This is a genomic window from Reyranella sp. CPCC 100927 (assembly GCF_007859315.1).
Lineage (GTDB): Bacteria > Pseudomonadota > Alphaproteobacteria > Reyranellales > Reyranellaceae > Vineibacter.
Map to the genome: position 1 here is coordinate 64,684 of NZ_VOHA01000008.1, position 22,975 is coordinate 87,658.

The window sequence follows — 22,975 nt, forward strand, 5'->3', positions numbered from 1 at the left end:
GGCGCGACGACAAATCCTGTCGGCAGCGCAAGGCAGCGACCCGCCGGACGCGGGCGTGCCGCCGGCCGGCCCATGCTAGGGTCGATGTCGATGAATCAACAACGCGCGTGGGCAGCCATCGCTGCCGCAACCCTGCTCAACCTTCCCATGGGATCACTCTACGCCTTCAGCGTGCTGCTGAAGCCGCTGGAGGAGTCGCTGGGTGCCACGCGCTCGGAACTGTCGATCGTGTTCGCGATCGCCACGATCTGCTTCACGCTGGGCATGAACCTGGCGCCGCGGCTGTTCCATGTTGCCCCGGCGCCGGTGCTGATCGCATTGTGCACTGTCGGCGGCACGATCGGGCTGGCGCTGGCGGCGACGGCCGACAGCCTGGTGCGCCTGGCCCTGGGCTACGGCGTCCTGTTCGGCATCTGCGGCGGCGCCGCCTATATCTTCCTGCAGCAGGGCGTCAACCTGCTGGTGCACGGTCACCGCGGCCTGGTGAACGGCTACATCGTCAGCCTCTATCCCGCCGGCGCCATGATCGCGGCACCGGCGTTCGGCTGGGCGCTGACCGACTGGGGCGTGCGCGGCACGATCGCCGGCCTGGCCGGCGTTGTCGCGGCGACAGGGCTGGCGGCCACGGCGCTGGTCCTGCATGCCGGCGTGCAGCTGCCGCCAGCGGCGCGCGCGGCAACCCCGACCAGCGGTCCGTCTCGCGTGGTGATCTTCTGGCAGATCTGGACCGCGTTCTTCCTGGCTGCCGCCGCCGGCCTGACGGTGCTGAGCCAGGCAGCCGGCATCATCGTCGCCTACGGCGGGTCTACGGCGATGGCACTGGGCGCCACGACAGCCATCACGGGCGCCATCGCGGCGGCACGCCTGGGCGGCGGCTGGCTGGTCGACCAGTTCCCGATCCCGGTCGTGATGGCCGCCGCCCACGTGCTGGCGCTCGCCGGCACGATCACGCTGACCCTGTGGCCGACACCCCTGGTGTCCCTGGCAACCTTGGCGATGATCGGCATGGGCTACGGCTTCATCTCCGGATCGACGGCCGGCGCCGTCGCGTTCTATTGGCCCAGCAGCGACTACGGCCGCATCGCCAGCCGCCTCTACATCGCCTGGTGCACCGCCGCCGTCACCCTGCCGGTGCTGGCCGGGCACCTGTATGACCTCTCCGGCGGCTACCGCCTGGCGGTGATCATCGCCGGCGCCGGCAACCTGCTGGGCATCGTCGTCGCCTGCTTCCTGCCGCGGCAATCGCCGGCGGCCGCCAAGCCTGGCGATGTGCGGCCGTGACTCGCCCGGCGCCGGAGGATAGCCTGCCGGCGGCCCAACACCCCGGGAGGCAGGCGATGCTGTCCTACGTCCATCGGCCGCTACGCACCATTGTGACTGCCGCCCTGCTCGCGTTTGCCGCCGCCCTGCCGGCGCAGGCACAGGTCACGCTGCGCGCGGCGTTGCACTCCGACCTCAAGATCCTGGACCCGATCTGGACCACGGCACTGATCTCCTCGCACCACGGCTATCTCGTCTACGACACGCTGTTCGCGCTCGACGAGTCGCTGCAGCCCCAGCCGCAGATGGTCGAGACGTACGACGTCAGCCCCGACAAGCTGGTATGGACCTTCACCCTGCGGGACGGCCTTGCGTTTCACGACGGGGCGCCGGTCACGGCCGAGGACTGCGTACAATCGCTGAAGCGCTGGGCGGCACGCGACACCGTGGGCCAGAAGCTGATGTCGCATGCGGCCGACCTGGCCGTGGTCGACGTCCGCACCTTCCGTCTGACGTTGAAGGAACCTTACGGCCTGGTGGTGCAAAGCCTGGCGAAATCAGGATCCAACGTGCCGTTCATGATGCCCAAGCGCATCGCGGCCACCGACCCCAATACCCAGATCACCGACGCCACGGGCTCCGGCCCCTTCATTTTCCTCAAGGACCAGTGGAAGCCCGGCGAAAAAGCGGTCTACGTCAAGAATCCGAAATACAAGCCGCGCAGCGAACCGGCATCGGGGCTGGCCGGCGGCAAGGTCGCCAAGGTCGACCGGATCGAATGGGTATGGATCCCCGATTCCCAGACCCAGGTGAACGCGCTCATCGGCGGTGAGATCGACATGATCGAGATCATCTCGCCCGACCTGCTGCCGCTGCTCGCCAGCAACGCCGACATCGAAACCCGCGTGGTCAACCGTGCCGGCCGGCAGTACGCCATGCGCTTCAACACCCTGCACAAGCCGTTCGACAATCCCAAGGTCCGCGCCGCGGTGTTCATGGCGTTGAGCCAGAAGGGCTTCCTCGATGCCAATGTCGGCGACGCCAAATGGTACCGCGAATGCAAGTCGCTGTTCCCGTGCGGCTCGCCGCTGGAATCGACCAAGGGCTGGGACGACAAGCTGACCGGCGACGCGGCGCAGGCCAAGACGGCGCTGACCGCCGCCGGCTACGACGGCACGCCAATCGTGCTGCTGCACCAGACCGACACGCCGGGCCATAACAACCTCGCCACCGTCGCCAAGGCGCAGTTGGAACGTGCCGGTTTCAAGATCGATCTGCAGCCCATGGACTGGCAGACCCTGGTGGCGCGACGGGCCAAGAAGGAGCCGCCGGCGCAGGGCGGCTGGCACGCCTACTTCACGTCGTGGAGTTCGGTCGACGTGCTGGATCCGGTCTCCACCAGCTTCCTCAACGCGGCCTGCGACAAGGCGACGTTCGGCTGGCCGTGCGATCCGGGCCTGGAGAAGCTGCGCGACCAGTATGCGCGCGAGACCGATCCTGCCAAACACAAGGCGATCGCCGAGGCGGTCCAGCTCTATGTGCTCAACTATCCGACGCATGTGCCGCTGGGCCAGTTCACGACGCCGACGGCGCTGCGCCGCACCGTGACCGGCCTGCTGACGGCACCGGCCCTGGCCTTCTGGAACATCGAAAAGAAGTAGGTTGTCCATGCGCGTGCACAATCTGTACACCGATGCCAACGGCGAGTCGCATTTCCGCGACATCGAGATTGAATGGGTCGAGGAGACACCCGGCGGCAAGCTGTCGAAGCGGCTGCCCGCCACCGGCATCATCTTCCGCCAGGTGCCGCCGACCTATGATCTGGATTGGCACCCCGCGCCGCGGCGGCAATACATCATCAACCTCGATGCCGGCGTGCAGATCACAGCCAGCGACGGCGAGGCGCGCGTCATCGGCGCCGGCGAGGTGATCCTGGTCGAGGACGTCAGCGGCAAGGGCCATCTGTCCAAGGCGATCAACGGCAAGCTGCGCCACTGCATCTTCGTGCCGATCGATTAGTACCTGGAACACAACCGTCATCCCGAGCGCAGCGAGGGATGGCGGGCGCTCAGCTTTCAGCAGACCCGATAACGATCGACGACCGCACGATCGAGCGTGACGCCCAAGCCGGGACCCGACGGCAGCAGCAGGTGGCCGCCATCCAGCACCAGCGGTTGGCTGAGCAAGTTCGTGCGCAGCGGATTGTCGCTCATGTCGTATTCGACCAGGGTCGGATAGGGCACGTTGTCGCCGTGCGGTGTGACCGGCAATGACGCCACGAGGTGCAAGGCTGCGGCCAGTCCCACGGCGCCGCCCCAGGCATGCGGCGAGACCCGCAGGTTGGCGGCGTGCGCCATCACCGCGATGCGCCGGGCTTCGGTCAGGCCGCCCACCGTCGGGATGGACGGCTGCACGATATCGACGCAGCGCCCATCGATCAGCTGCTTGAAATCACGCAAGGTGTAATGCGCCTCGCCGGCGGCGACCGGAATGGGCGAGCGTGCCCGCAACTCGGCATAGCCCCTGAGATCGGCCGGCGGCAGCGGCTCCTCCAGCCAATGGATGTCGTAGCGCTCGATGGCGCGGATACAGGCCAGCGCCATGTCGACGGTATAGTTGCCGTTCACGTCGACGATCAGGAGCGCGTCGTCCCCCAGCATCTCACGCGCCAGCCTGCAGCGCGCCGCATCGTCCTGCGGTCCGCGGCCGATCTTGATCTTGGCGCCGACATACGGGTGGGCCTTCACCGCCGCCAGCTGATGCTCGAGCTGGTTCGTCGGGTCTTTCGAGAAGAAGCCGGTCGAGGCATAGACCGGCAGCCGGGTCGTCGCACAGCCGCCGATCAGATCGCAGGCCCGCACGCCATGGGTTCGACCGATGGCATCGTGCAGCGCCAGATTGATGCCGGACAGGCAGGCCGTGAGCTGGTTCTGGGCGCCCAGATGGTACATCCGGTTGCGGATGCCGGCTTCGACATGATCGAAGTCGTAGATCGACCGGCCGCGAAACAGGGGCTCGATCATCTGGAAGTAGGCTGCCGTGACGCGGGGATCGCCGAAGGCTTCGCCAACACCTCTCACGCCCGTGTCAGTTTCCAGCTCGATCAGGCCACCCAGGCGGCGGTTGCCGATGGCGCGCGACATGCCGAACGCCTTCTCCGGCGGCATGGCGTATTCCAGGCCGATGAATCCCAATCGTTCGATCGTGGGCACGAGGTCCTCCCGGCGAATGACCTGACGGAGCACCCCTTTACGACGAAAGTTCGGTGCCCGAAACCGGCCTGTGCATTGTCGGGCCGGAAACGATGGATGACTTGCCGCAAGCGCCTTCCTATGATGCCGGCCGTTTTCGCCGACCCGGGGGGCACGTGTGACAGGAGGAGTCTGTGGGTGCATGCAGTCGGGACATTACGGCAGGTCCTCCGCACCGGTTGGCAGCGGTGGCCGCCCGTGACTCCGCGACGCCTCGCGCTCCTGGTCCTCGCCTCCGCATGCCTCGCAACGGCACCCGCCTCGGCCCAGTTCAAACCCGATAGAAAGCCCGACCGCACCGACCCGGACCGCACCCGCCAGCAGCCCATCGCGCCGCCGCGGGTGAAGCCCAGCACCGAGCAACCGGTGCTGGTGCAGGCCAACGAGGTCACCTATGACCGCGCCACCGATGTGGTCACGGCCAGCGGCAACGTCGAGATGTCCCAGAACGACCGCATCCTGATGGCCGACCGCGTCGTCTACGACCGCGCCCGCGACATCATGACGGCGCAGGGCAACGTCCGCATCGTCGAACCGACCGGCGAGGTGATCTACGCCGAGCAGATGCAGGTGACCGGCGACCTCAAGGAGGGCGCCGCGCGCGATATCCGCACCCGGCTTGCCAACGATGCCCGCATCGCGGCCAACAGCGGCATCTTCACGGAAGGCAAGCGCACCGAGGCCAGGCGTGCGGTCTACTCGCCGTGCGATCCGTGCAAGGACGACCCCATGCGCGCCCCGCTGTGGCAGGTGAAGGCGGCGCGGGTCATCCACGACAAGGAAAAGAAGGACATCTATTTCTATGACGCCACGCTGGAGTTCTTCGGAATCCCGGTGGCGTGGACGCCCTACTTCTCCCACCCCGATCCCAGCGTGAAGCGGCGCTCGGGCCTGCTGGCGCCGGTCTTCGAGAGCTCGAAGTCGCTGGGCTACGGCGTGACCCTGCCGTACTACGCCATCCTCGACGACACCGCCGACCTGACGCTCTCGCCGCGCTTCCTGACGAAGCGCGGCCTGCACATGTCGGCCGAGCTGCGCAAACGCTACGACAGCGGCGACCTGCAGGTGCAGGGCTCGCTGGTCCGGGACTGGTTCAACGACCGCGACGGCGCCGATGTGCGTGGTCATTTCTTCGGCAACGCGCGCTTCAATCTCGGCGAAGACTGGCGCGGCGGCCTGCAGGTGCAGCGTGCCACCGACAAGACCTACCTGCGCTTCTACGACATCGACAGCAGTTCGTTCCTGACCAGCAAGGCCTGGGTCGAAACGTTCAACCGGCGCAGCTACGGCTCGATCTTCGCGTATGGCTTCCAGGAGATGCGCTCGACGGCGGCGCAGCGCAACGCGCCCTACGTCCTGCCCGTGGCCAGCTACAACTATGTCGGCGAGCAGACGTCGTTCGGCGGCCACTTCATCGCCGATACCGGCATCCGCTATCTGTTCCGCGATGACGGGGCCGACAGCAGCCGCCTGACCACACGCGTGGGTTACGACTTCTCCCACATCACCCGCGACGGGCATGTGTTCAATGTCCTGGCGACGGTTCGGGCCGATTGGTACGAGGTCAGCCGCGTCACCGATCCGGAAAATCCCGCCAATCGGTACAGCGGCAGTGTGTTTCGCGTCTTCCCGCAGATATCGGCCGACTGGCGCTATCCCTTGATGCGCCGTGCCGGCACGCGGTCCTACATCACGTTCGAGCCGATCGTCGGCTTCGTCGCCGCCCCCTCGATGGGGCGGCAATGGAAGATCCCCAACGAAGACTCCATCGACACGGTCTTCGACGAAACCAATCTCTTCAGCCCCAACCGGTCCACGGGTGATGACCGGCTCGAGGGCGGCCAGCGCGTCAACTATGGGTTCAAGTTGGGGTTGCGCGATGCCGGCGGTGGTTCGAGCTGGCTGTTCATGGGACAGAGCTACCGGCTGCAGCGCGACCGGTCGTTTCCCCACGCCAGCGGCCTGCGCTCAGGCCTCTCGGACCCCATCGCTGCATTGTCGATCAACCCTGGCCGATACTGGGACATCTTCGCGCGGGTCCGCCTCGACAAGGATAGCCTGACACGGGTCCGGCAGGTCGATGCCCTGGTCAATGCCGGGCCCCGCGATTTCCGCGTCTTTGCCAGCTACATCAAGCTACGGGACAACCTCGAGGCGACGAGTTCCCTGGGCAACCGCTCGGAGGGCCGTCTCGGCTTCATCGCCCGGCCGCATCCGAACTGGATCGTGACGGTATGGGGTTCGCGCGATCTCGAACGCGGCGCAACCCGCGAGATCCAGACCAAGCTCGAATACGAAGACGAGTGCTTCCTGATCGGCCTGCGGCTGTCGCGCCGCTATTTCACCGACAAGGAAATCAAGCCCGACAATCGCATCGCCTTCCGTCTCGTCCTGAAGCCCACGACCGACACGACGTACTAGCGCATCGTCGAATGCAAAGAGGGATCCAGAGCGCCTGGATCCCTCTTTCTGTTCCGCGGTGGCGCTCATCGCACCGCCGGCTTGTCCTCAGCGACCGAGGAGCCCGGGCAGCAGGCCGCCAGAGCCCGATGTGCCGCCACCTGTGATCGGCGCCAGAACACCGTTCAACAGGCCGCCGTTGCCGCCGGAGCCCGACGTGCCACCGCCCGTCACGGGTCCCAGCACGCCGTTCAGCAGACCGCCGGAGCCCGAGGTGCCGCCGCCGGTCACGGGTCCCAGCACACCGTTGAGCAGACCACCGGAGCCCGATGTGCCGCCGCCGGTCACCGGCGCCAGCACACCATTGAGCAGACCGCCACCCGTGCCGCCCGAACCCAACAAGCCGTTCAGCAGGCCGCCCGAACCGCCGCCGCCGCCCACGACGCCGGTCACCGGCGCGAGGAGGCCGTTCAGGTTCAGCACGCCGTTCAGCAGACCGCCGCCGGACGTACCACCGGGCGTCCCGATGATGTTGCCCGTGCCCAGCAATCCGCCCAGCAGGCCTGAACTGGCCGGGCTCGCGATCAGCGGCGTCAGGACCGGGTTCAACAGGCCCGACAGCAGGCCGGTACCCGTGGCGCCGCCAGATCCATTGATGGCCTGGTGCAGGGTGATGAAGACGGGGCCGGTGATCGGGCCGAGCAGGCCCGAGTTGCCCACCGTCGGACGCAGGATGGTGCCGACGTTGGCCAGCACCGGTGTCAGCAGCCCGTCTGTCCCGACCAGCGGGTTGATGCTCAGCGATGCCACGCGCAGCATCGTCGAGTGCAGGGTGTCGCCCAGGCGCCGGATCTCGGTGCCGGTCTGGTCGACCGCCGTGCCGATCAGGATCACTGAACCGCCCAGCTGTCCTGCCGGCAGAACATCACCGACCGTGTTGGTCAGGCCACCCACCACCAGGACCGCATCGCCCGTCGTATAGACGGCGTCACGGATCAGCGAGGCCAACGGATTGGTCACCTTCGGCAGCAGCGTCACGCCCGACGTTCCGGACGTACCCGATGTTCCCGAAGTACCGGATGTCCCCGAGGTGCCGGATGTTCCCGACGTACCCGAGGTGCCGGATGTCCCCGACGTGCCGGATGTCCCTGACGTACCAGAGGTGCCCGACGTCCCCGACGTGCCGGAGGTACCCGAGGTACCGGAAGTCCCCGACGTGCCGGAGGTACCGGACGTCCCTGAAGTGCCCGAGCTGCCTGATGACCCTGAGGTGCCCGACGTCCCGGTCGATTTGGTGGTTGTCGGCAAGCCACCGCCGCCACCGCCACACGCCGACAGAACGATCAATGACACAGCCAAGGCGCAGACACCTACGCCGATCCGAGTATTCATTGTGCTCCTCCGATCTCCCAAAGCCGCTGTTTCACTGACAAGGAGATCAAGCCCGACGACCCCAACGCGTCGTTCGCAAGCAGACCACCGATACAAGGTACGCGTGCACCCAAGTCAGGATGGTGTGCGGACGCCATCCCGACTGGGGTTCTCATGTCTTCTCAGCGCCCCAGCAAACCGGGGAGCAGACCACCGGAGCCGGACGTGCCGCCGCCTGTGATCGGTGCCAGCACACCGTTCAGCAGGCCGCCGTTGCCGCCGGAGCCCGACGTGCCGCCGCCAGTCACGGGTCCCAGCACGCCGTTCAGCAGACCACCGGAGCCCGATGTCCCACCGCCGGTCACCGGCGCCAGCACACCGTTGAGCAGACCGCCACCCGTGCCGCCCGAACCGCCCGAGCCCAACAGGCCGTTCAGCAGGCCGCCCGAACCGCCACCGCCGCCCACGACGCCGGTCACCGGCGCGAGGATGCCGTTCAGGTTCAGCACGCCGTTCAGCAGGCCGCCGCCGGACGTACCACCGGGCGTCCCGATGATGTTGCCCGTGCCCAGCAGTCCACCCAGCAGGCCTGAGCTCGCCGGGCTCGCGATCAGCGGCGTCAGGACAGGGTTCAACAGGCCTGACAGCAGGCCGGTACCCGTGGCGCCGCCAGGTCCATTGATGGCCTGGTGCAGCGTGATGAAGACGGGGCCGGTGATCGGGCCGAGCAGGCCCGAGTTGCCCACTGTCGGACGCAGAATGGTGCCGACATTGGCCAGCACCGGTGTCAGCAGCCCATCCGTCCCGACCAGCGGGTTGATGCTCAGCGATGCCACGCGCAGCATCGTCGAGTGCAGGGTGTCGCCCAGGCGCCGGATCTCGGTGCCGGTCTGGTCGACCGCCGTGCCGATCAGGATCACTGAACCGCCCAGCTGTCCTGCCGGCAGAACATCACCGACCGTGTTGGTCAGGCCACCCACCACCAGGACCGCATCGCCCGTCGTATAGACGGCGTCACGGATCAGCGAGGCCAACGGAGTCGTCACCTTCGGCAGCAGCGTCACGCCTGATGTTCCGGAGGTGCCCGACGTCCCTGACGTACCCGAGGTGCCGGATGTTCCTGACGTACCAGAGGTGCCAGACGTTCCGGATGTACCGGATGTCCCTGACGTCCCTGACGTCCCCGAAGTACCGGACGTACCGGATGTCCCCGACGTACCCGAGGTGCCAGACGTTCCGGATGTACCGGAGGTGCCCGACGTCCCAGAAGTACCGGACGTACCGGATGTGCCCGAAGTACCGGACGTGCCGGATGTGCCTGACGTACCGGAGGTGCCCGAGGTGCCAGACGTTCCGGAAGTCCCCGACGTACCAGAGGTGCCAGAGGTGCCAGACGTCCCAGAAGTGCCGGACGTTCCGGATGTACCAGAGGTGCCCGACGTCCCGGATGTACCGGACGTACCGGATGTGCCCGAAGTACCGGACGTGCCGGATGTCCCTGACGTTCCTGAAGAGCCCGACGTTCCGGATGAACCCGAGGTGCCAGACGTTCCTGACGAGCCTGAGGATCCCGAAGAACCGGACGAACCGGAGCTACCCGAGGAGCCGGAGCTGCCTGACGAGCTGCCCGTGACCTTGGTGCCTAACGGAAAGTTCCCGCCGCTTCCGCCGCAGGCCGCCAGCGCGACCAGCGACACGGCCAGAACGCTGACGCCGACACTGATTCGAATAGTCATAGACCTCCTCCGAACTTCCGGTGACCGCCCTCCGGCGGCGCCATGGACTTATCGCGATCTCGAGATTCCCTTGGCAGAAAGCCAAGCGCGGGCGGCGACCTCGCCACGCGCAACCTGTTCGGCTGGGAGTTCATTGCGGAACTGCTGAAGGATCGGTGCTGCCGATGTCAGCTGCTGCGCCGCCAGATAGGCCCACTTGTAAGCCGCGACCGGATCGCGTGCGACGCCGAGCCCGAGATAGTAGAAGCTGGCCAGTTTCAGCTGTGCGGCGGCATAGTTCTGCTCGGCGGCGCTTGTGAAGTAGGAAGCCGCCCGCCCCTTGTCGGCCGCAACGCCGATGCCGCTGGCATAGGCATCACCCAGAGTCGTCTGGGCGAAGTACGAACCTTGTTGCGCCGAGCGCTCCAGCCACGTCACGCCGCGGGCCGGATCCCGGGATACACCTTGCCCGCTCAGATAGAGCAGGCCCACCGCGTACTGGGCGTAGCTGTGTCCGCCGGCGGCAGCCTGTTCGAACCACGCCAGGGCCCGGCGCGGATCGCGCGTCGTGCCGGTGCCTTCCAGGTACATGCTGGCGACCATCGCCTGCGCGTTGTTATCGCCGCGTTCAGCCGTTGCGAGGAACTGCTTGAAGGCCGCGGCAGCATTGCCGGCGCGGTAGTCGGCCATGGCTTCGTCGAAGCCAGCGTGCGCGGCAGGCGCGACCGACATTGCCAGCGCAGCCCCGAGAAGGAGCCACATCGTCCATGCCATGTGTCTTATGCCTCTACACATCGGTTCGCCTCGGGCGATGGTGTTCATGAAGCGCGAGAGCTGATGCGTTCGCGTCATGTCTGTCATTGAATGTTATTTAGTTTTGATAAAAAAATCGCCGATGATCTCAAAATATCGCCACCACATCGGCAATATTTCATTTCGACTTCGGTGTATCCTTCAGATGTCGTCTGAAAGAAATTGCGCGATATTTCTGTTAAGCGTTGTAGAGCATCAATACTTACATCCGATCCGGAAGTATTTTCTTCCGATTCCGGGAACAACCGGTCCTTCCGCTTATTCAGAACGGCTGATAGGCCTTATCGAAGGCGAGTGGCATATGAAGAGAGCGCCCGTGAGTGTTGGCGAGCGGACCAGAGTTGCCGGCAGGTCGCGCCGATCTGTCGAAAACTTCCACAATGCTTCCACGACCCCATCGGCGGTCGTGGCGCAAGCTGCGCCGCCCCGCAGCACGGCTTCGGAGCCCGTTGACATCGCGCGACCCGCTCCCAGCGATCAGCACATTCCGGCCTTGCGGCCGCCCTCGGCGACGTCGTCCGGAACGATCATCGCGGGCCTGTGCGGACTGCTGATCGCCATCGTCGCGATGCGGTATTCGAGTCTGGCCGCCGAGTATCGGACCCTTGTTGCGCTGGCGGCCGCCGCACTGCCGATGATCACCGTCGATCTCTACTGGTATCGGGTCCATCGGCGCGACACGACTGGCCTCGTCTGGGATCAGCCCTGGCAGATCTCGCCGGCGCGCGTCGCCACCAAGCTCCTCGGTGCGGCAGCGACCCTCGCTGCGGTGGCGGCGCCGTATATCGTGCTGCGTGAATACGCCCAGCCGTTCTATCGGCCCTACTGGTCGATCGTCACGACGGCCGGCCCCTGGATTGCCGCCGCGCTGATCCCCTATGTCATCTGGGTCGATGGTCGCCAGCGCGACCCGAAGGATGGTCTGTGGCACGTCGGGCGACTGGTGCTGGGTGCGCCCGAACCCGGCTGGCGCGCCGTCGTTTCCGAGCATGCGCGCGGATGGGCCATCAAGGCGTTCTTCCTGCCGTTGATGTCGATCTATGCGACGAGCGAACTCGACCAACTCTACATCAAGGGCTTCGCGCTCCAGGAGGGCTTCACCTACGTCAAGTTCTACGAGTTCGCCTGGAGCCTCATCTTCACGTTCGACGTGATGTTCGGCACGCTGGGCTATGCCTTGTCCCTGCGGGCGATCGATTCACACATCCGCAGTGCCGAACCGACACCGTTCGGCTGGATCGTCACCGTGATCTGCTATCAGCCGTTCTGGGGCTTCATGTTCGCCTCGTACCTGAACCATGTCGCCGGCCCGGCCTGGAGCGCGTGGCTCAGCGACCAACCCGTACTGCATGCGCTGTGGGGCAGCACGATCCTGCTGCTGATGACCATCTATGGCTGGGCCACCGTGTCCTTCGGCTGCCGTTTCTCGAACCTGACCCACCGCGGCATCATCACGGCCGGCCCCTACCGTTTCACCAAGCACCCCGCTTACGTCTCGAAGAACCTGGCGTACTGGTTGATCTATGTTCCATGGGCAGCAACGGCGTCAGCCAGCTTCGGCGAAGCGGTTCGCTGCTGCCTGTTGCTGCTGTGCGTCAACGGCATCTACGTACTGCGCGCCTGGACCGAGGAGCGCCATCTTTCGCGCGACCCGGTCTACCGCCAGTACGCATCGTTCATCGATCGCCAGGGCTTGTTCCACTGGCTGCAATGGTGGCGGCTGCCACGCCTCGACGGTGAGGCAGCACCGCGTCCGGCTGCCGCCCCCGTGCCACACGGCCGCCGACACCGTGCCTCCCACACGTGACGGCGATGCCGTCCTCAGCCACCCGGCGCCGCCACGAACGCGTGGCTGAAACCCTCCGCCGTGCGCTTGATGGCGGCGACGAACGGTGCGCCGAAGTGCGTGGGAAATAGCAGCGCGTCGCTATCGGCGCAGTGGCCCAGCACGCGCCGGCGCGTCCGGCGTGCCTCCTGCGGATCCTCGCAAAACGCGCTGTTCCAGTCCGGTTCATAGACCTGAACCACGTTGTGCAGCACGTCGCCGCAGAACAGCGCGCGCCGGTCACGGCTTTCCAGCTTTACAACGATATGGCCGGGCGTGTGACCCGGCGCCGGCTCCAGCCTGATCATGTCGTCGATGGCGTGCGCACCATCGACGATCTGGGCCAACCCCGCCGCGACCACCGGCAGCACGCTGTCGTTGTAGACAATGCGTCGGATCGGCTCCAGGTCGGCATTGCGTGCCGGATTCCAGCGTGCGTCCTCGCGATCGGAAAACAGATAGCGGGCGTTCGGGAAGGTCGGCACCCAGCGGCCATTCTCCAGCCGGGTGTTCCAGCCGACATGATCGGCATGCAGATGGGTACAGAGCACGAAGTCGACGGCCTCCGGTTCAGTGCCGGCGGCGCGCAGGTTTTCCAGGAACCGGGTATTGAGCTGATGGAAACGCGGCATCCACGGCCGTTCCTTGTGATTGCCGCAGCAGCCATCGACCAGAATGGTGTACTCGCCGGTCTTCAGCAGCCAGGAATGCATGCTCGACACCAGGCGATCATGCTCGGGCGAATAGTGGTTGGGTGCCAGCCAGGGCACGTGACGATCGAACACCGCCCGATCGAAACCCACCAGGAAGCGGTCGGCGGACATGCCGCCGATGCCGAGTTGTTCCTCGATGCGCGTCACGCGCACCGAGCCGACGGTCCAGGTCAGCATCTAATCCTCCACGGGAAGGCGTTGGCGCCAGCGCTTCGCCGCCGGCACCAGCGTTGCCCACAGCAGTATCGCGGCGGCGGCCAGGCAGATCGCCGCGATCGGGCTGGTGACGAAATAGCTCCAATCGCCGTCGCTGGCGATCAGGCCGCGCCGTAAATGCACCTCCATCAGCGGCCCGAGGACAAAGCCCAGCACCAGCGGCGTCAGGTCATGACCGGTCTTGCGCAAGGCGTAGCCCAGCACGCCGAAGCCGGCCGCAAGATAGAGGTGAAAGGTCGAGCTCGTCGTGCCGTAGACGCCGACGACGCAGAACACCAGGATCATCGGGAACATGATGCCGTAGGGAATGCGCAGGAGCTGCACCCACATGCCGATCAGCGGCAGATTGAGCACCAGCAGCATCACGTTGCCGATGTACATGCTGATGACCACGCCCCAGAACAGATCGGCGTTGTTGACCATCAGCAGCGGCCCCGGTGCCACGCCCTGGATCATCAGGGCCCCCAGCAGGATACCGAGGATGACGTTGGGCGGGATACCGAGCGTCAGCAGCGGGATGAACGCCGCGCTGGCGGCCGCGTTGTTCGCCGACTCCGGACCGGCGACGCCTTCGACGGCACCCTTGCCGAACTGCTCCGGCGTGCGCGACAGACGCTTCTCGATGGCATAGGCCGCGAACGACGCGATCACGCCGCCGCCGCCCGGCAGCAGGCCAAGGCAGAACCCCAGCACCGAGCCGCGCGCGATCGGCGCGCGACTGCGCCGCCAGTCCTCGCGTGTCGGCAGGACGCTCTGGATACGGCCCTCGAGCACGCTGCGTTTCAGGTTAGCCTCGATGTTCATCAGCACCTCGGACACCCCGAACAGTCCGATGACCAAGGTGATGACGTCGATGCCGTCGATGAATTCCGGACGATCGAACGTGAAGCGCGACGCACCGCTCATGGTATCGACGCCCATCAGGCCGAGGACAATCCCCAGCGCGGTCGTCAACGCCGCCTTGGCCAGCGAACCGGACGACAGGCAACTGACGAGCACCAGGCCCAGCACCATGAGGCCGAAATACTCCCGGGCGCCGAACGACAGCGCCGCGCGCGCCAGCGGCGCACTCAGAAAGCACAGGATGATGACGCCGAAAGTCCCGGCGATGAACGAACCGATCGCGGCAATGCCGAGCGCCGGACCGGCGCGGCCGGCGCGTGCCATCTGGTGGCCGTCGATACAGGTGACGATCGATGCCGCTTCGCCCGGGATATTGACCAGAATCGACGTGGTCGAACCACCGTACATCGAGCCATAGTAGATGCCGGCCAGCAGGATGATGCCGGTGGCCGGCGGCAAACCGAAGGTCACGGGCAGCAGCAGTGCGATGGCCGTCGCCGGACCGATGCCCGGCAGGACCCCGATCAGGGTCCCGAGAAAGACGCCCACGAAGCAATACAGCAGATTGGTCGGCAGCAGCGCGACCTTCAAACCGAGGAGTATGCCGTCCACCGAGCTCATGGCTAGCCCAGCACGCCCGCCGGCAGCTGTACGCCGAGCGCGAGTTTGAACAGGGCGTAGGAAACCCCGGACAGGACGGCGGACAACGCCGCCGCCTTCATCCAGTGAAGCTGAGCGAACGCCAGGAACAAGATCGCCAGGAACAGCGCCGTGGCCAGCGGATAGCCCAGGGGCTGCAAGGCCGTGATGTACAGAACCAAGGCGACAGCCAGGCCCATCGTCCGCCACGGCCACGATCCCGGCGCCGCTTTCGCGCGTTGCGATGCCATCAAGCCTACCGCTGCGCGCATGACACCCGCACCGCCCAGGACCACCATGACGATGCCCAGCAGGAATGCCAGCAGCCCCGGCCCGGGCTCACCCGCGGTACCGATACCCAGGTCCCGCGCCGCGAAAGCGATGTAGAGGCCGAGCGCGCACCACCCGACACTGGCCGCAAGCGCGCCTGTCATCGCCTCACTTCTTCTCGGCAAACCGGTTGACGAGTTCGCGCTGCCGTTCGATCTCCTCCAGCGACCACTTCGTGTATTCGGCTGGCCCGCGTTCGAAGCGCACCATGTCGAACTTGGCCAGGAATTTCTCGTGCTCGGGATCGTGCAGCGCCTTGCGGAAGGCGTCGTAGATCTTCTCGACGACCTGCGGGTCCATGCCGGCGGGACCACCCAGCCCGAAGGGTGTCGACTCGACGATGTCGAGGCCGGTTTCCTTCAGGGTCGGCACGTTGGGCCACCGCTTGCTGCGCTGTTCGCCCCACGTCACCAGCAGGCGAAAATCACCCGAGTCCACGAGCGGCCCCCAGGCGCTGCCGTCGGCCGATGCCATCACATGACCGCCGAGCACGGCGGCATTGTTTTCGGCGTTGCCGCGCGAGGGGATGTGCTTCAGCTTCACGCCAGCCGCCGTGCTGATCCGCTCCATCGTCAGATGCAGTGTCGAATTGACGCCGAACGTGGTGTAGGTGAGCTTGCCTGGATTGTCCTTGGCATAGGCCAGGAAGTCCTGCCAGGTCTTGATCGGCGAGTCCGAGCGCACCACGACGCCGAACAGGAATGACGCAAGGCCGCCGATATACGTGAAATCCTTCTTGGGATCGTAGGTGGTCTTGGTCAGGAACGGCGTGCGCAACACCGTCGTGGTGATGTGCGTGATGGTATAGCCGTCGGGCTTGGCGTTGGCGGCCACCAGTGCCGGCCCCAGCGTGCCGACACCGCCCGGCTTGTTCTCGATGACGATCGGCTGGCCCAGATGCTTGCCGGCAATACCAGCAAGCAACCGCAGCTGCAGATCGGGGATGCCGCCCGCCTGCCACGGCACGATCAGCGTGATCGGCCGGGACGGAAACGGGTCGGCGGCCAGTGCAGGCCACGGGCCAAGCACGAGGCAGGCGATGACGAGGACCGCCCGGACGACATACCGCATGCTTCATCCCCCTTTGCAAAATTCCGACTACTTCAAGCGGCGATGCAGCCACTCGGTGATCCGGTGGCGCTCGGGCTCCGACTGTTCGACCACGTGCGGGATCTTCAGGAACTCGTGGTCGGCACCGTCGACGACAGACACGGTTGTCGGCACGTCGACCAGGGTCAGCGCATTGGCCATCGCCAGCGTGTGGCTGAGGAAGGCATCCTCATCGCCGCACGACAAGTAGACCGGCGGCATCTTGGCCAGATGCGGGCTATGGATCGGACTCACCAGCGGGTGGCGAATGCGGTCGGTGAAGTTGGTGCCGAGATACGACATCACGAACAGCTCGGAGATGCCGGCGTAATAGTGCGGCTCGTTCAGCCAGCGCGGCACGTCGAGCACGCCGAACTGCAGCACCGCGCCGCGGAACTTGACGGCAACGCCGGCCAGGTCGCCGCCGTCCAGTCCCTCCTCCGAGCCATGCAGAGCCAGCGTCGTGCAGGCGCTGAGGTTGCCGCCGGCCGACCCGCCGCCGATCGCCAGACGGTTGGGATCGCCGTTGTAGCGCTCGATGTTGCGCACGATCCAACGCGCCGCGTAGATGCAATCCTGCAGGCCGCGCGGGAAAGGATTCTCGGGGGCCAGCGCATAGTCGAGATTGACGACCACGAAGCCGGCGGCGGCGAACTGCATGGCGAGCTTGCGTTCACCCTTGGCGCTGCCGGTGAACCAGCCACCGCCATGGATGTGCAGCAGCACGGGGAACGGCCCCTTGCCCTTGGGGACATAGATCTCGGCGGCCGGCGTCGGACTGCCGTCGGTGCGCATGACGACCCGCTCGCTGAGAGCGACCTCCGGCAGATCGACGTTGAGGTTCTCGAAGATCTTGGCGCCCTGGGCGCGGCGCGACACGAGGTCGGCGATGGACGTCGGACGGACGTACTCGAGCGGCCCCCCAGCGATCTGCTGGCGCCAGTGGCCCATATTGGCATGCGGCATTTGAAACACACTCCTCTAAGCTGTGGTTGCGATGATGGTCAGGTCGGCTGTCGCCGGAATTCGGAGATGGTCGCCGGCGCCAGGCGCGCCAGCGCCTTGTCGAGGCGCGTGGGCTGCCGCCGTTCGCGTTCGGCGCGTTCCTTGCGCGCCACCGCGGCACGCACGAGATGGCCGCCGATGTAGCGGACAGGCTCCGGCGGGTAGCGTCCGTGGCGCGCCCGCTGCAGTGCGCCCTCCAGCGCCGTCCATTCGTCGGCCCGCTTCAGGACCATGGACGCGAGGATGCGGCCGCCCAGCGCACTGGCGCCGACGCCATGTCCCGAGTAGCCGATGCCGTAGAGTATCCGCTCGCTGTTGGCCAACCGGCCGAACCACGGCAGGCCCATGGTCGACCGGTCGATCGGCCCGGCCCAGCTGCGTGCGATCGGCACCTTCTCGAGCTCGGGGTACAGAAAGCGGAAGTCATCCTCGACTTCGGCCGTCTGTTTCGCCGACCAGTCGAACTTGGGGCCGACATGGGCGTCGTAGGCGATCGTACCGCCGCCGCGCCCCAGATAGACCTGCCCTTTCGGCGTGATGCCGCCGTAGTTCAGCATCAGCCGCGAGTTGTGGCCGCCCGGCCGGTGCCGCATGCCGTGCTTGTCGAGCAGTTCGGGGATCGGATCGGTCGCGACGATCTCGCTGGAGACCACCATGACGTATGGCCGGAACTCGGGCAGGTGCGCCATCCAGGCGTTGGCCGCCAGCACCACCTGGTCGGCGATCACTGCGCCGCCGGTCGTCTCGACCTTCACGGCCGCGCCGTGATCGGCGATGCGCGCGACCGGCGAGCGCTCGTAGATCCGCACGCCAGCACCGACGGCAGCCCGGCGCAGACCGCGCGCCAGCAACGCCGGCTGGGCGCGCGTGCCATGCTCGTCCATCACGCCAGCGAGATGCGGGCTGCGGTGCCCGAACAGATCGCGCATCTCTTCCTCGCCCAGGCGTCGCCAGGGCGGCTCCAGGCCGAGCTGCTCGGCGGCCCGGAAGGCGCCCTCCCAGGCCCCGACCTGCGCCGGCGCCGTGGCGCTCCACACCGATTTGGTGTGGCGAAAGTCGCAGTCGATGCCGCGGGCGGCGACAAACGCCTCGATGTCCTCGACCGCGCGCACGCTGGCCTGCAGCACCGAGAGCGCTTCCTGCTTGCCGAGCAGGCGGATGAGCGGTGCCAGCTTGCCCCACCACGTGCCGATGCCGCCCGAGTTGCGCCCGCTGGCGCCGGTGCCGCACAGGTCGGCCTCCACGATCACGACATCCAGCGCCGGATCGAGCTCGCGCAAGCGGATCGCGGTCCACAAGCCAGTAAAGCCGCCGCCCACGATGCACACGCCGGCCCGTGCCTCACCTTCCAAGGGAGTCGGCGCCACGTTCTCCTGGGTCAGCGCCTCGTCCACCCATAACGACCGGTGCTGCGGCGTCGCGATCGACGGGCGCCAGCGCCGAAACCGCAGGTCGATGCCCTGGGATCTGCCTGTCTGCATGCTTCTACTCCAACCGCCGGCCTACTGCAGTGCAGCCCGCACCGTGTCCTCGAACTTGCCGCGCACGCTCATGTAATCGGCCGGTGAAATCGGCTTCAGCGCGTCGACCAGCGCCTTCAGATTGGGCCAGGCCTCCGGCGTCTTGACGCCTGGTGTCAGCGGATAGCTGTAGCCCTTGGTGATCAGCGCTTCCTGCGCCTCGGGCGTGATGTACCAGGCCTGGAATAGCTGAGCGGCCAGGGGATTGGGGGCACCCTTCAGAATGGCCGTGCCGCCATAGAGCGGCACCACCATGCCCGGCACGGCCTGGAAGCCCACCTGGGCGCCGGCTTCCTTGAGCCGCAGGTAGCGCGAGAACGAGCCCCACGGGATCATCTTCACCGAACCGGTCGTCAGGTTCGCGTAGTACGGCGTGATGCTGGGCACGACATTGGCGTTGTCGCGCAGGCCGCGCATCATCTTCGCATCGATCATTCCGCTGTTGGTCAGCTCGATCCAGCACAACGCGATGGCGCCACCGGCCAGCGGGTTGTCCATGATGAAGCCCTTGTGCTTGGCATCCAGCAGGTCGGCGATTTTCTTCGGCAGGTCGGCGCCCGGCACCTTGTCGGTGTTGTAGACGATGCCGAAAACGTCGGCGAACTGCAGGATGAACCGGTTCTGCGGATCGACGTAGCGTTCGGGCAACGCGCCCGCGTTGGGTGGCCGGTACGGCTGCGCGTGGTCCTTGGCGACGTTGGACAGCAGTTCGGTCATGCCGGCCATCAGCACGTCGGCCTCGTGCCGGCCGCTGGCGAATTCGGCATCGAGCTTGCTCACCAGCTGCGGCCCGCTGAGCGGAGTCGGCACGATGGCCAGACCGGGAAAGCGCTGGTTGAAGACTTCCCACAGCGGCTTGTAGATCGACGAGTAGCCGCCGTAGATGACGGCCTGGGTCTGCTTCGCCTGTTTGGCCGCCTCGTAGAGCTGCTTGATGGCCTTGGCGTTCGCTTCACCGCCTGCCCACGCGGCATCGTCTGCCCACGACGGTGCTGCGCCCATCCCCAGGACCGACGTCGTCGCGACCGCAAGACCGGCGCGGCCAACGGCACGTCTTGTTATCGTTTTCATCATACGGGCTTCTCCAGTTGTGGGCGCACCATCGCGCCTGCAGGTTGCGTATCGGTACGACGGGCTGGCGCCGTGTGATCGACGGGCCGGCGGCGCGCGATGCCCACCAGGGCATTGACGGCGGCGAAGAGCAGCGCGATGGCAATGATGGCCAGCAGCAACAGCACCAGGAGCGTGGCCGCTTCGGTCGGAATGCCGGAGATGAGGTGGCTGTACACCAGGATGGCCACGCTGGGCTGTGTCGGCGACAACAGCATCAGCGGGACGTCGAGCGCGCCGGCGGCGATCACCGCCGTCACCAGCCAGCCCGAGGCGAAGCTGCGGCTCATCAGGCGCACGACGATGTCGAACAACACCCGCATCGAGGAGGCGCCTGCCACGGCTGCTGCTTCCTCGAGATCCTTGGCGATCTGCGCCAGCGCGCCGCGCACCGCCCGACTCGCGATCGGCATGATCGCGACCACCAGGCCGATCAGGGCCAGCCAGAACGTGCCGTAGAGTTCCCGCAGGCCCGGCGTCGACACATAGGCCCACAGCAGGCCCACCGCCAGGACGACGCCCGGCAGGACGATGGGCACCAGCGTGGCGGTATCGAGGTAGCGTTCGAGCCAGCGCGGAGATCGCCGTCCCACGTGACCGAACCAGGTCGCCAGCAGCATCGCCAGCAGGCCGCTCAACACCGCCAGCTCGAGCGTCACCTGGAAGGCGCGTACGGTCTGGCGATCAGCCAGCACCGCCTGGAAATTCTTCAATGTGAGCTTGTAGACGCCGATCGCCGGCTGGAACGATGTCAGGACGAGCTGCGTGATGGGCAGCAGCAACGCCACGATCGTGAAGATCACGATCGCGGCCGTACCCACGGACGACCAGCCGCCGAGATCCCAGCGATCCTGCTTGTAGGCCTTGCCGGTCATCGTCACGAACCGGCCGGCCTTCACCACACGCCATTGGATGACCAGCAGAAGCGCCAGGGCGAACACCATGAAGAGCCCGAGCGCGCTCGCCCGCGCGTAGTCCGGCGGCACCGAGAAATTCACGGCCCGGAAGATCTCGGTCGACAGGACCGATATGCCGGCCAGGCCGCCGAGGATCTGCGGGATGTCGAAAGCGCCCAGCCCGAAAACGGTGCCGACGATCACCACGCCGAAGATCGCGGGCGTCATCAGCGGGATGTCGATCAGCAGGACAGTCTTCAGTCGGCCGGCGCCGGCGATCAGCGACGCTTCCTCGAAACTGCGGTTCATCGCCTCGAACGGGCCCAGCAGCAGCAGGTAGCAGAAGCCGGTCAGCTTCAGCGACTGTACGATGATCAGGCCGGCCCACGAGTAGCCGTTGAACGGATTGACCTGGCTCTGCGTGACAAACCGCGCCGCCGCGTTCAACAGCCCGGTGCTGGGGTCAGCCAGCAGCGCCCAGCTGATGGCATAGAAGAGATTGGGCGCCGCGAACACCAGCAGCATCACAGGCGTGATGCACTGGCGCAGCCGGACCGTCGTGCGGGTGGCGAGGAAGGCGAACGCAGCCCCCAGCAGCGTGGCGAGCGCCGTGGTCGACACCGCATAGATGACCGAATTGCCCAGCGCCGTGTAGGTGTCGTAACTGGCGAACGTCCGCACCAAGGGGTCCAGCGTCCATTCGCCCGGCAGCCCGGGTGGCGCGTTGCGGAAGATGCCGATGAACAGCATCGCCACCGGCCAGATGAACAGGAAACCGACCAGCAGAACCAGCGCGAGCGTGCCCACGCGCCGCCCCAGCGCTTGCCTGCGCCAATTGATCTCAGACGCTGCTGCCATGTCTCGACTTCTGCCAACGCTGTGTCACCCCGCGCCACCGGCGAGAGGTCATGAGTTCCGCGACGATCATTTGAAGTTGGCGCGCAGAGCCTGCTCGAGCGCCGTCCGTGCCTTCGCGTATTCGGTGATCGGCGTGATCGGCACCGCTGCCGTGATGTCCTTGTATGACGGCCAGTCCTTCGGCACCGTCGCCCCGCGCGCCACCGGATAGCTGGCGCCCAGCGGCCCCAGCGCATTCTGCGCTTCGGGCGTGATGAACCATGCCATCAGGAGGCGCGCCGCCTTGGGATGCGGTGCCCCCTTGACGACACTCATGCCGCTGAGCACTGGCGTCGCGAGGCCGGGTGTATCGACAAAGCCGACCCGGGCGCCGCTCTCCTTCAACCGCACATAGCGGTTGAAGGTCTGGAACGGCATCATGGCGATCGAGCCCGTCGTGATGTTGGCGAAGTACGGCGCCGTTGTCGGTACGACGGTCAGGTTGGGCCGGATCGCCTTCATCCAGGCACCGTCGATCTTGCCGGCGTGCAAGAGCTCGGTCCACGACAGGGTGGTCAGCGCGCCCGACAGCGGATCGTCGATGACCATGCCTTTGTATTTTGGATCGAGCAGATCGCGCAGCGTGCGCGGCAGGTCATTCGCCGGCATCTTGTCGAGGTTGTGGACGATGCCCACCAGGCCGGCGAAGGTCAGCAGGAAGTGACCGTTGGGATCGATGTACTCGGGCGCCAGCGCGTCCTTGGCGTTGGGCGGCTGGTACTTTTCCGTATGCCCCTGCGCCGATGCCACCAGCTGGTCGGTGATACCCGACGTCATGACATCGACCACGCGCTGGCCGCTGGTGATCTCGGCCTGGATCTTGGCCAGAAGCTGGGCGGCGGAGATGGGATTGCCGACGACCGCGATCTTGGGAAAACGCTTGGAGAAGATGTCCCACAGCGGCTTGTAGCTGATCGTGTAGGCACCATAGGTGACCACCTGAGTCTCGCCGGCCGCGACAGCTTCTTCATAGAGCGCCGTCAGCGCCTTTTCATGAGCTTCGCCGCCGGCCCATGATTGGGCGTGGGCATTGCCCGACAAGCCGCCGACAACTGCCAGTGCCATCCCCAGCACCGTCAGCC

General features: G+C 66.3%; 19 protein-coding genes. 6 read left to right on the forward strand and 13 right to left on the reverse strand.

The genetic code is table 11. From position 1 onward, the window contains the following. Positions 1-90: 90 nt before the first annotated feature. The 3 genes from FQU96_RS21840 to FQU96_RS21850 are packed head-to-tail and all read left to right on the forward strand — an operon-like array spanning position 91 to position 3,279. A complete protein-coding gene (locus tag FQU96_RS21840) occupies positions 91-1,281 on the forward strand; it encodes a nitrate/nitrite transporter (protein ID WP_178130634.1) in 1,191 nt (396 codons plus the stop codon). 56 nt (positions 1,282-1,337) lie between these two features. Beyond that, a complete protein-coding gene (locus FQU96_RS21845; RefSeq protein WP_146543461.1) occupies positions 1,338-2,921 on the forward strand; it encodes an ABC transporter substrate-binding protein in 1,584 nt (527 codons plus the stop codon). A gap of 7 nt (positions 2,922-2,928) precedes the next feature. After that, entirely contained in the window at positions 2,929-3,279 is a 351-nt protein-coding gene (locus FQU96_RS21850; RefSeq protein WP_146543462.1) for a hypothetical protein, read from the forward strand. A gap of 56 nt (positions 3,280-3,335) precedes the next feature. Here FQU96_RS21850 and FQU96_RS21855 read toward each other — a convergent pair whose 3' ends face one another. Further along, positions 3,336-4,472, reverse strand: a complete 1,137-nt coding sequence (locus tag FQU96_RS21855; protein ID WP_178130635.1) for a mandelate racemase/muconate lactonizing enzyme family protein — start codon at positions 4,470-4,472, stop codon at positions 3,336-3,338. 237 nt (positions 4,473-4,709) lie between these two features. On the opposite strand from FQU96_RS21855, the gene FQU96_RS21860 reads away from it, so the two are divergent. Next, a complete protein-coding gene (locus FQU96_RS21860) occupies positions 4,710-6,932 on the forward strand; it encodes an LPS-assembly protein LptD (protein ID WP_178130636.1) in 2,223 nt (740 codons plus the stop codon). Between the two features lie 87 nt (positions 6,933-7,019). On the opposite strand, the gene FQU96_RS42235 is transcribed toward FQU96_RS21860, so the two are convergent. Together FQU96_RS42235 and FQU96_RS42490 are read right to left on the reverse strand one after the other, a co-directional pair. Next, entirely contained in the window at positions 7,020-7,949 is a 930-nt protein-coding gene (locus FQU96_RS42235) for a hypothetical protein (RefSeq protein WP_218574805.1), read from the reverse strand. Positions 7,950-8,464: 515 nt separating this feature from the next. After that, entirely contained in the window at positions 8,465-9,346 is an 882-nt protein-coding gene (locus tag FQU96_RS42490) for a hypothetical protein (protein WP_218574806.1), read from the reverse strand. 50 nt (positions 9,347-9,396) lie between these two features. Between FQU96_RS42490 and FQU96_RS42495 the strand changes: the two genes are divergently transcribed. After that, positions 9,397-9,915 carry a hypothetical protein gene (locus FQU96_RS42495; RefSeq protein ID WP_218574807.1) on the forward strand — a complete coding sequence of 173 codons (519 nt, stop codon included), beginning with the start codon at positions 9,397-9,399 and terminating at the stop codon, positions 9,913-9,915. A 151-nt stretch (positions 9,916-10,066) separates the two neighbouring features. On the opposite strand, the gene FQU96_RS21875 is transcribed toward FQU96_RS42495, so the two are convergent. Further along, positions 10,067-10,771, reverse strand: a complete 705-nt coding sequence (locus tag FQU96_RS21875) for a tetratricopeptide repeat protein (protein ID WP_178130638.1) — start codon at positions 10,769-10,771, stop codon at positions 10,067-10,069. Positions 10,772-11,303: 532 nt separating this feature from the next. Here FQU96_RS21875 and FQU96_RS21880 point away from each other — a divergent pair. After that, positions 11,304-12,617: an isoprenylcysteine carboxylmethyltransferase family protein gene (locus FQU96_RS21880; protein WP_146543467.1), complete on the forward strand. Its 1,314-nt coding sequence runs from the start codon at positions 11,304-11,306 to the stop codon at positions 12,615-12,617. Between the two features lie 14 nt (positions 12,618-12,631). Here the strand turns inward: FQU96_RS21880 and FQU96_RS21885 are convergent, their stop codons facing one another. The 9 genes from FQU96_RS21885 to FQU96_RS21925 form a co-directional block, all read right to left on the reverse strand. Continuing rightward, positions 12,632-13,525: an MBL fold metallo-hydrolase gene (locus FQU96_RS21885; RefSeq protein WP_146543468.1), complete on the reverse strand. Its 894-nt coding sequence runs from the start codon at positions 13,523-13,525 to the stop codon at positions 12,632-12,634. Beyond that, on the reverse strand, positions 13,526-15,028 hold the full coding sequence (locus tag FQU96_RS21890; RefSeq protein ID WP_146543469.1) for a tripartite tricarboxylate transporter permease: 1,503 nt from the start codon (positions 15,026-15,028) through the stop codon (positions 13,526-13,528). Positions 15,029-15,030: 2 nt separating this feature from the next. After that, the gene (locus tag FQU96_RS21895) at positions 15,031-15,480 is read right to left on the reverse strand and encodes a tripartite tricarboxylate transporter TctB family protein (RefSeq protein ID WP_146543470.1); all 450 of its coding nucleotides are present in this window, start codon (positions 15,478-15,480) and stop codon (positions 15,031-15,033) included. A gap of 4 nt (positions 15,481-15,484) precedes the next feature. Then, positions 15,485-16,447, reverse strand: a complete 963-nt coding sequence (locus tag FQU96_RS21900) for a tripartite tricarboxylate transporter substrate binding protein (RefSeq protein WP_146543471.1) — start codon at positions 16,445-16,447, stop codon at positions 15,485-15,487. A gap of 27 nt (positions 16,448-16,474) precedes the next feature. After that, on the reverse strand, positions 16,475-17,431 hold the full coding sequence (locus tag FQU96_RS21905) for an alpha/beta hydrolase (RefSeq protein ID WP_146543472.1): 957 nt from the start codon (positions 17,429-17,431) through the stop codon (positions 16,475-16,477). Between the two features lie 38 nt (positions 17,432-17,469). Continuing rightward, positions 17,470-18,951, reverse strand: coding sequence for an FAD-binding oxidoreductase (locus FQU96_RS21910; protein ID WP_146543473.1), 1,482 nt, complete (start codon positions 18,949-18,951; stop codon positions 17,470-17,472). Between the two features lie 21 nt (positions 18,952-18,972). Further along, complete coding sequence (locus tag FQU96_RS21915) at positions 18,973-20,064, reverse strand: ABC transporter substrate-binding protein (protein ID WP_146543474.1); 1,092 nt, start codon at positions 20,062-20,064, stop codon at positions 18,973-18,975. Further along, complete coding sequence (locus tag FQU96_RS21920) at positions 20,061-21,854, reverse strand: iron ABC transporter permease (RefSeq protein WP_146543475.1); 1,794 nt, start codon at positions 21,852-21,854, stop codon at positions 20,061-20,063. Before FQU96_RS21920 ends, FQU96_RS21915 begins: the two co-directional genes overlap by 4 nt. Positions 21,855-21,920: 66 nt before the next feature. Then, positions 21,921-22,958, reverse strand: a complete 1,038-nt coding sequence (locus FQU96_RS21925; protein WP_178130639.1) for an ABC transporter substrate-binding protein — start codon at positions 22,956-22,958, stop codon at positions 21,921-21,923. Positions 22,959-22,975: the final 17 nt, after the last annotated feature.

Excerpts from the sequence above, each read along its gene's own strand:
- FQU96_RS21840 (WP_178130634.1), top strand. The coding sequence starts at position 91 with ATGAATCAACAACGCGCGTGGGCAGCCATCGCTGCCGCAACCCTGCTC.
- FQU96_RS21845 (WP_146543461.1), top strand. The coding sequence starts at position 1,338 with ATGCTGTCCTACGTCCATCGGCCGCTACGCACCATTGTGACTGCCGCC.
- FQU96_RS21850 (WP_146543462.1), top strand. The coding sequence starts at position 2,929 with ATGCGCGTGCACAATCTGTACACCGATGCCAACGGCGAGTCGCATTTC.
- FQU96_RS42495 (WP_218574807.1), top strand. The coding sequence starts at position 9,397 with ATGTTCCTGACGTACCAGAGGTGCCAGACGTTCCGGATGTACCGGATG.
- FQU96_RS21875 (WP_178130638.1), bottom strand. The coding sequence starts at position 10,771 with ATGGCATGGACGATGTGGCTCCTTCTCGGGGCTGCGCTGGCAATGTCG.
- FQU96_RS21885 (WP_146543468.1), bottom strand. The coding sequence starts at position 13,525 with ATGCTGACCTGGACCGTCGGCTCGGTGCGCGTGACGCGCATCGAGGAA.
- FQU96_RS21890 (WP_146543469.1), bottom strand. The coding sequence starts at position 15,028 with ATGAGCTCGGTGGACGGCATACTCCTCGGTTTGAAGGTCGCGCTGCTG.
- FQU96_RS21895 (WP_146543470.1), bottom strand. The coding sequence starts at position 15,480 with ATGACAGGCGCGCTTGCGGCCAGTGTCGGGTGGTGCGCGCTCGGCCTC.
- FQU96_RS21900 (WP_146543471.1), bottom strand. The coding sequence starts at position 16,447 with ATGCGGTATGTCGTCCGGGCGGTCCTCGTCATCGCCTGCCTCGTGCTT.
- FQU96_RS21905 (WP_146543472.1), bottom strand. The coding sequence starts at position 17,431 with ATGCCGCATGCCAATATGGGCCACTGGCGCCAGCAGATCGCTGGGGGG.
- FQU96_RS21910 (WP_146543473.1), bottom strand. The coding sequence starts at position 18,951 with ATGCAGACAGGCAGATCCCAGGGCATCGACCTGCGGTTTCGGCGCTGG.
- FQU96_RS21915 (WP_146543474.1), bottom strand. The coding sequence starts at position 20,064 with ATGATGAAAACGATAACAAGACGTGCCGTTGGCCGCGCCGGTCTTGCG.
- FQU96_RS21920 (WP_146543475.1), bottom strand. The coding sequence starts at position 21,854 with ATGGCAGCAGCGTCTGAGATCAATTGGCGCAGGCAAGCGCTGGGGCGG.
- FQU96_RS21925 (WP_178130639.1), bottom strand. The coding sequence starts at position 22,958 with ATGGCACTGGCAGTTGTCGGCGGCTTGTCGGGCAATGCCCACGCCCAA.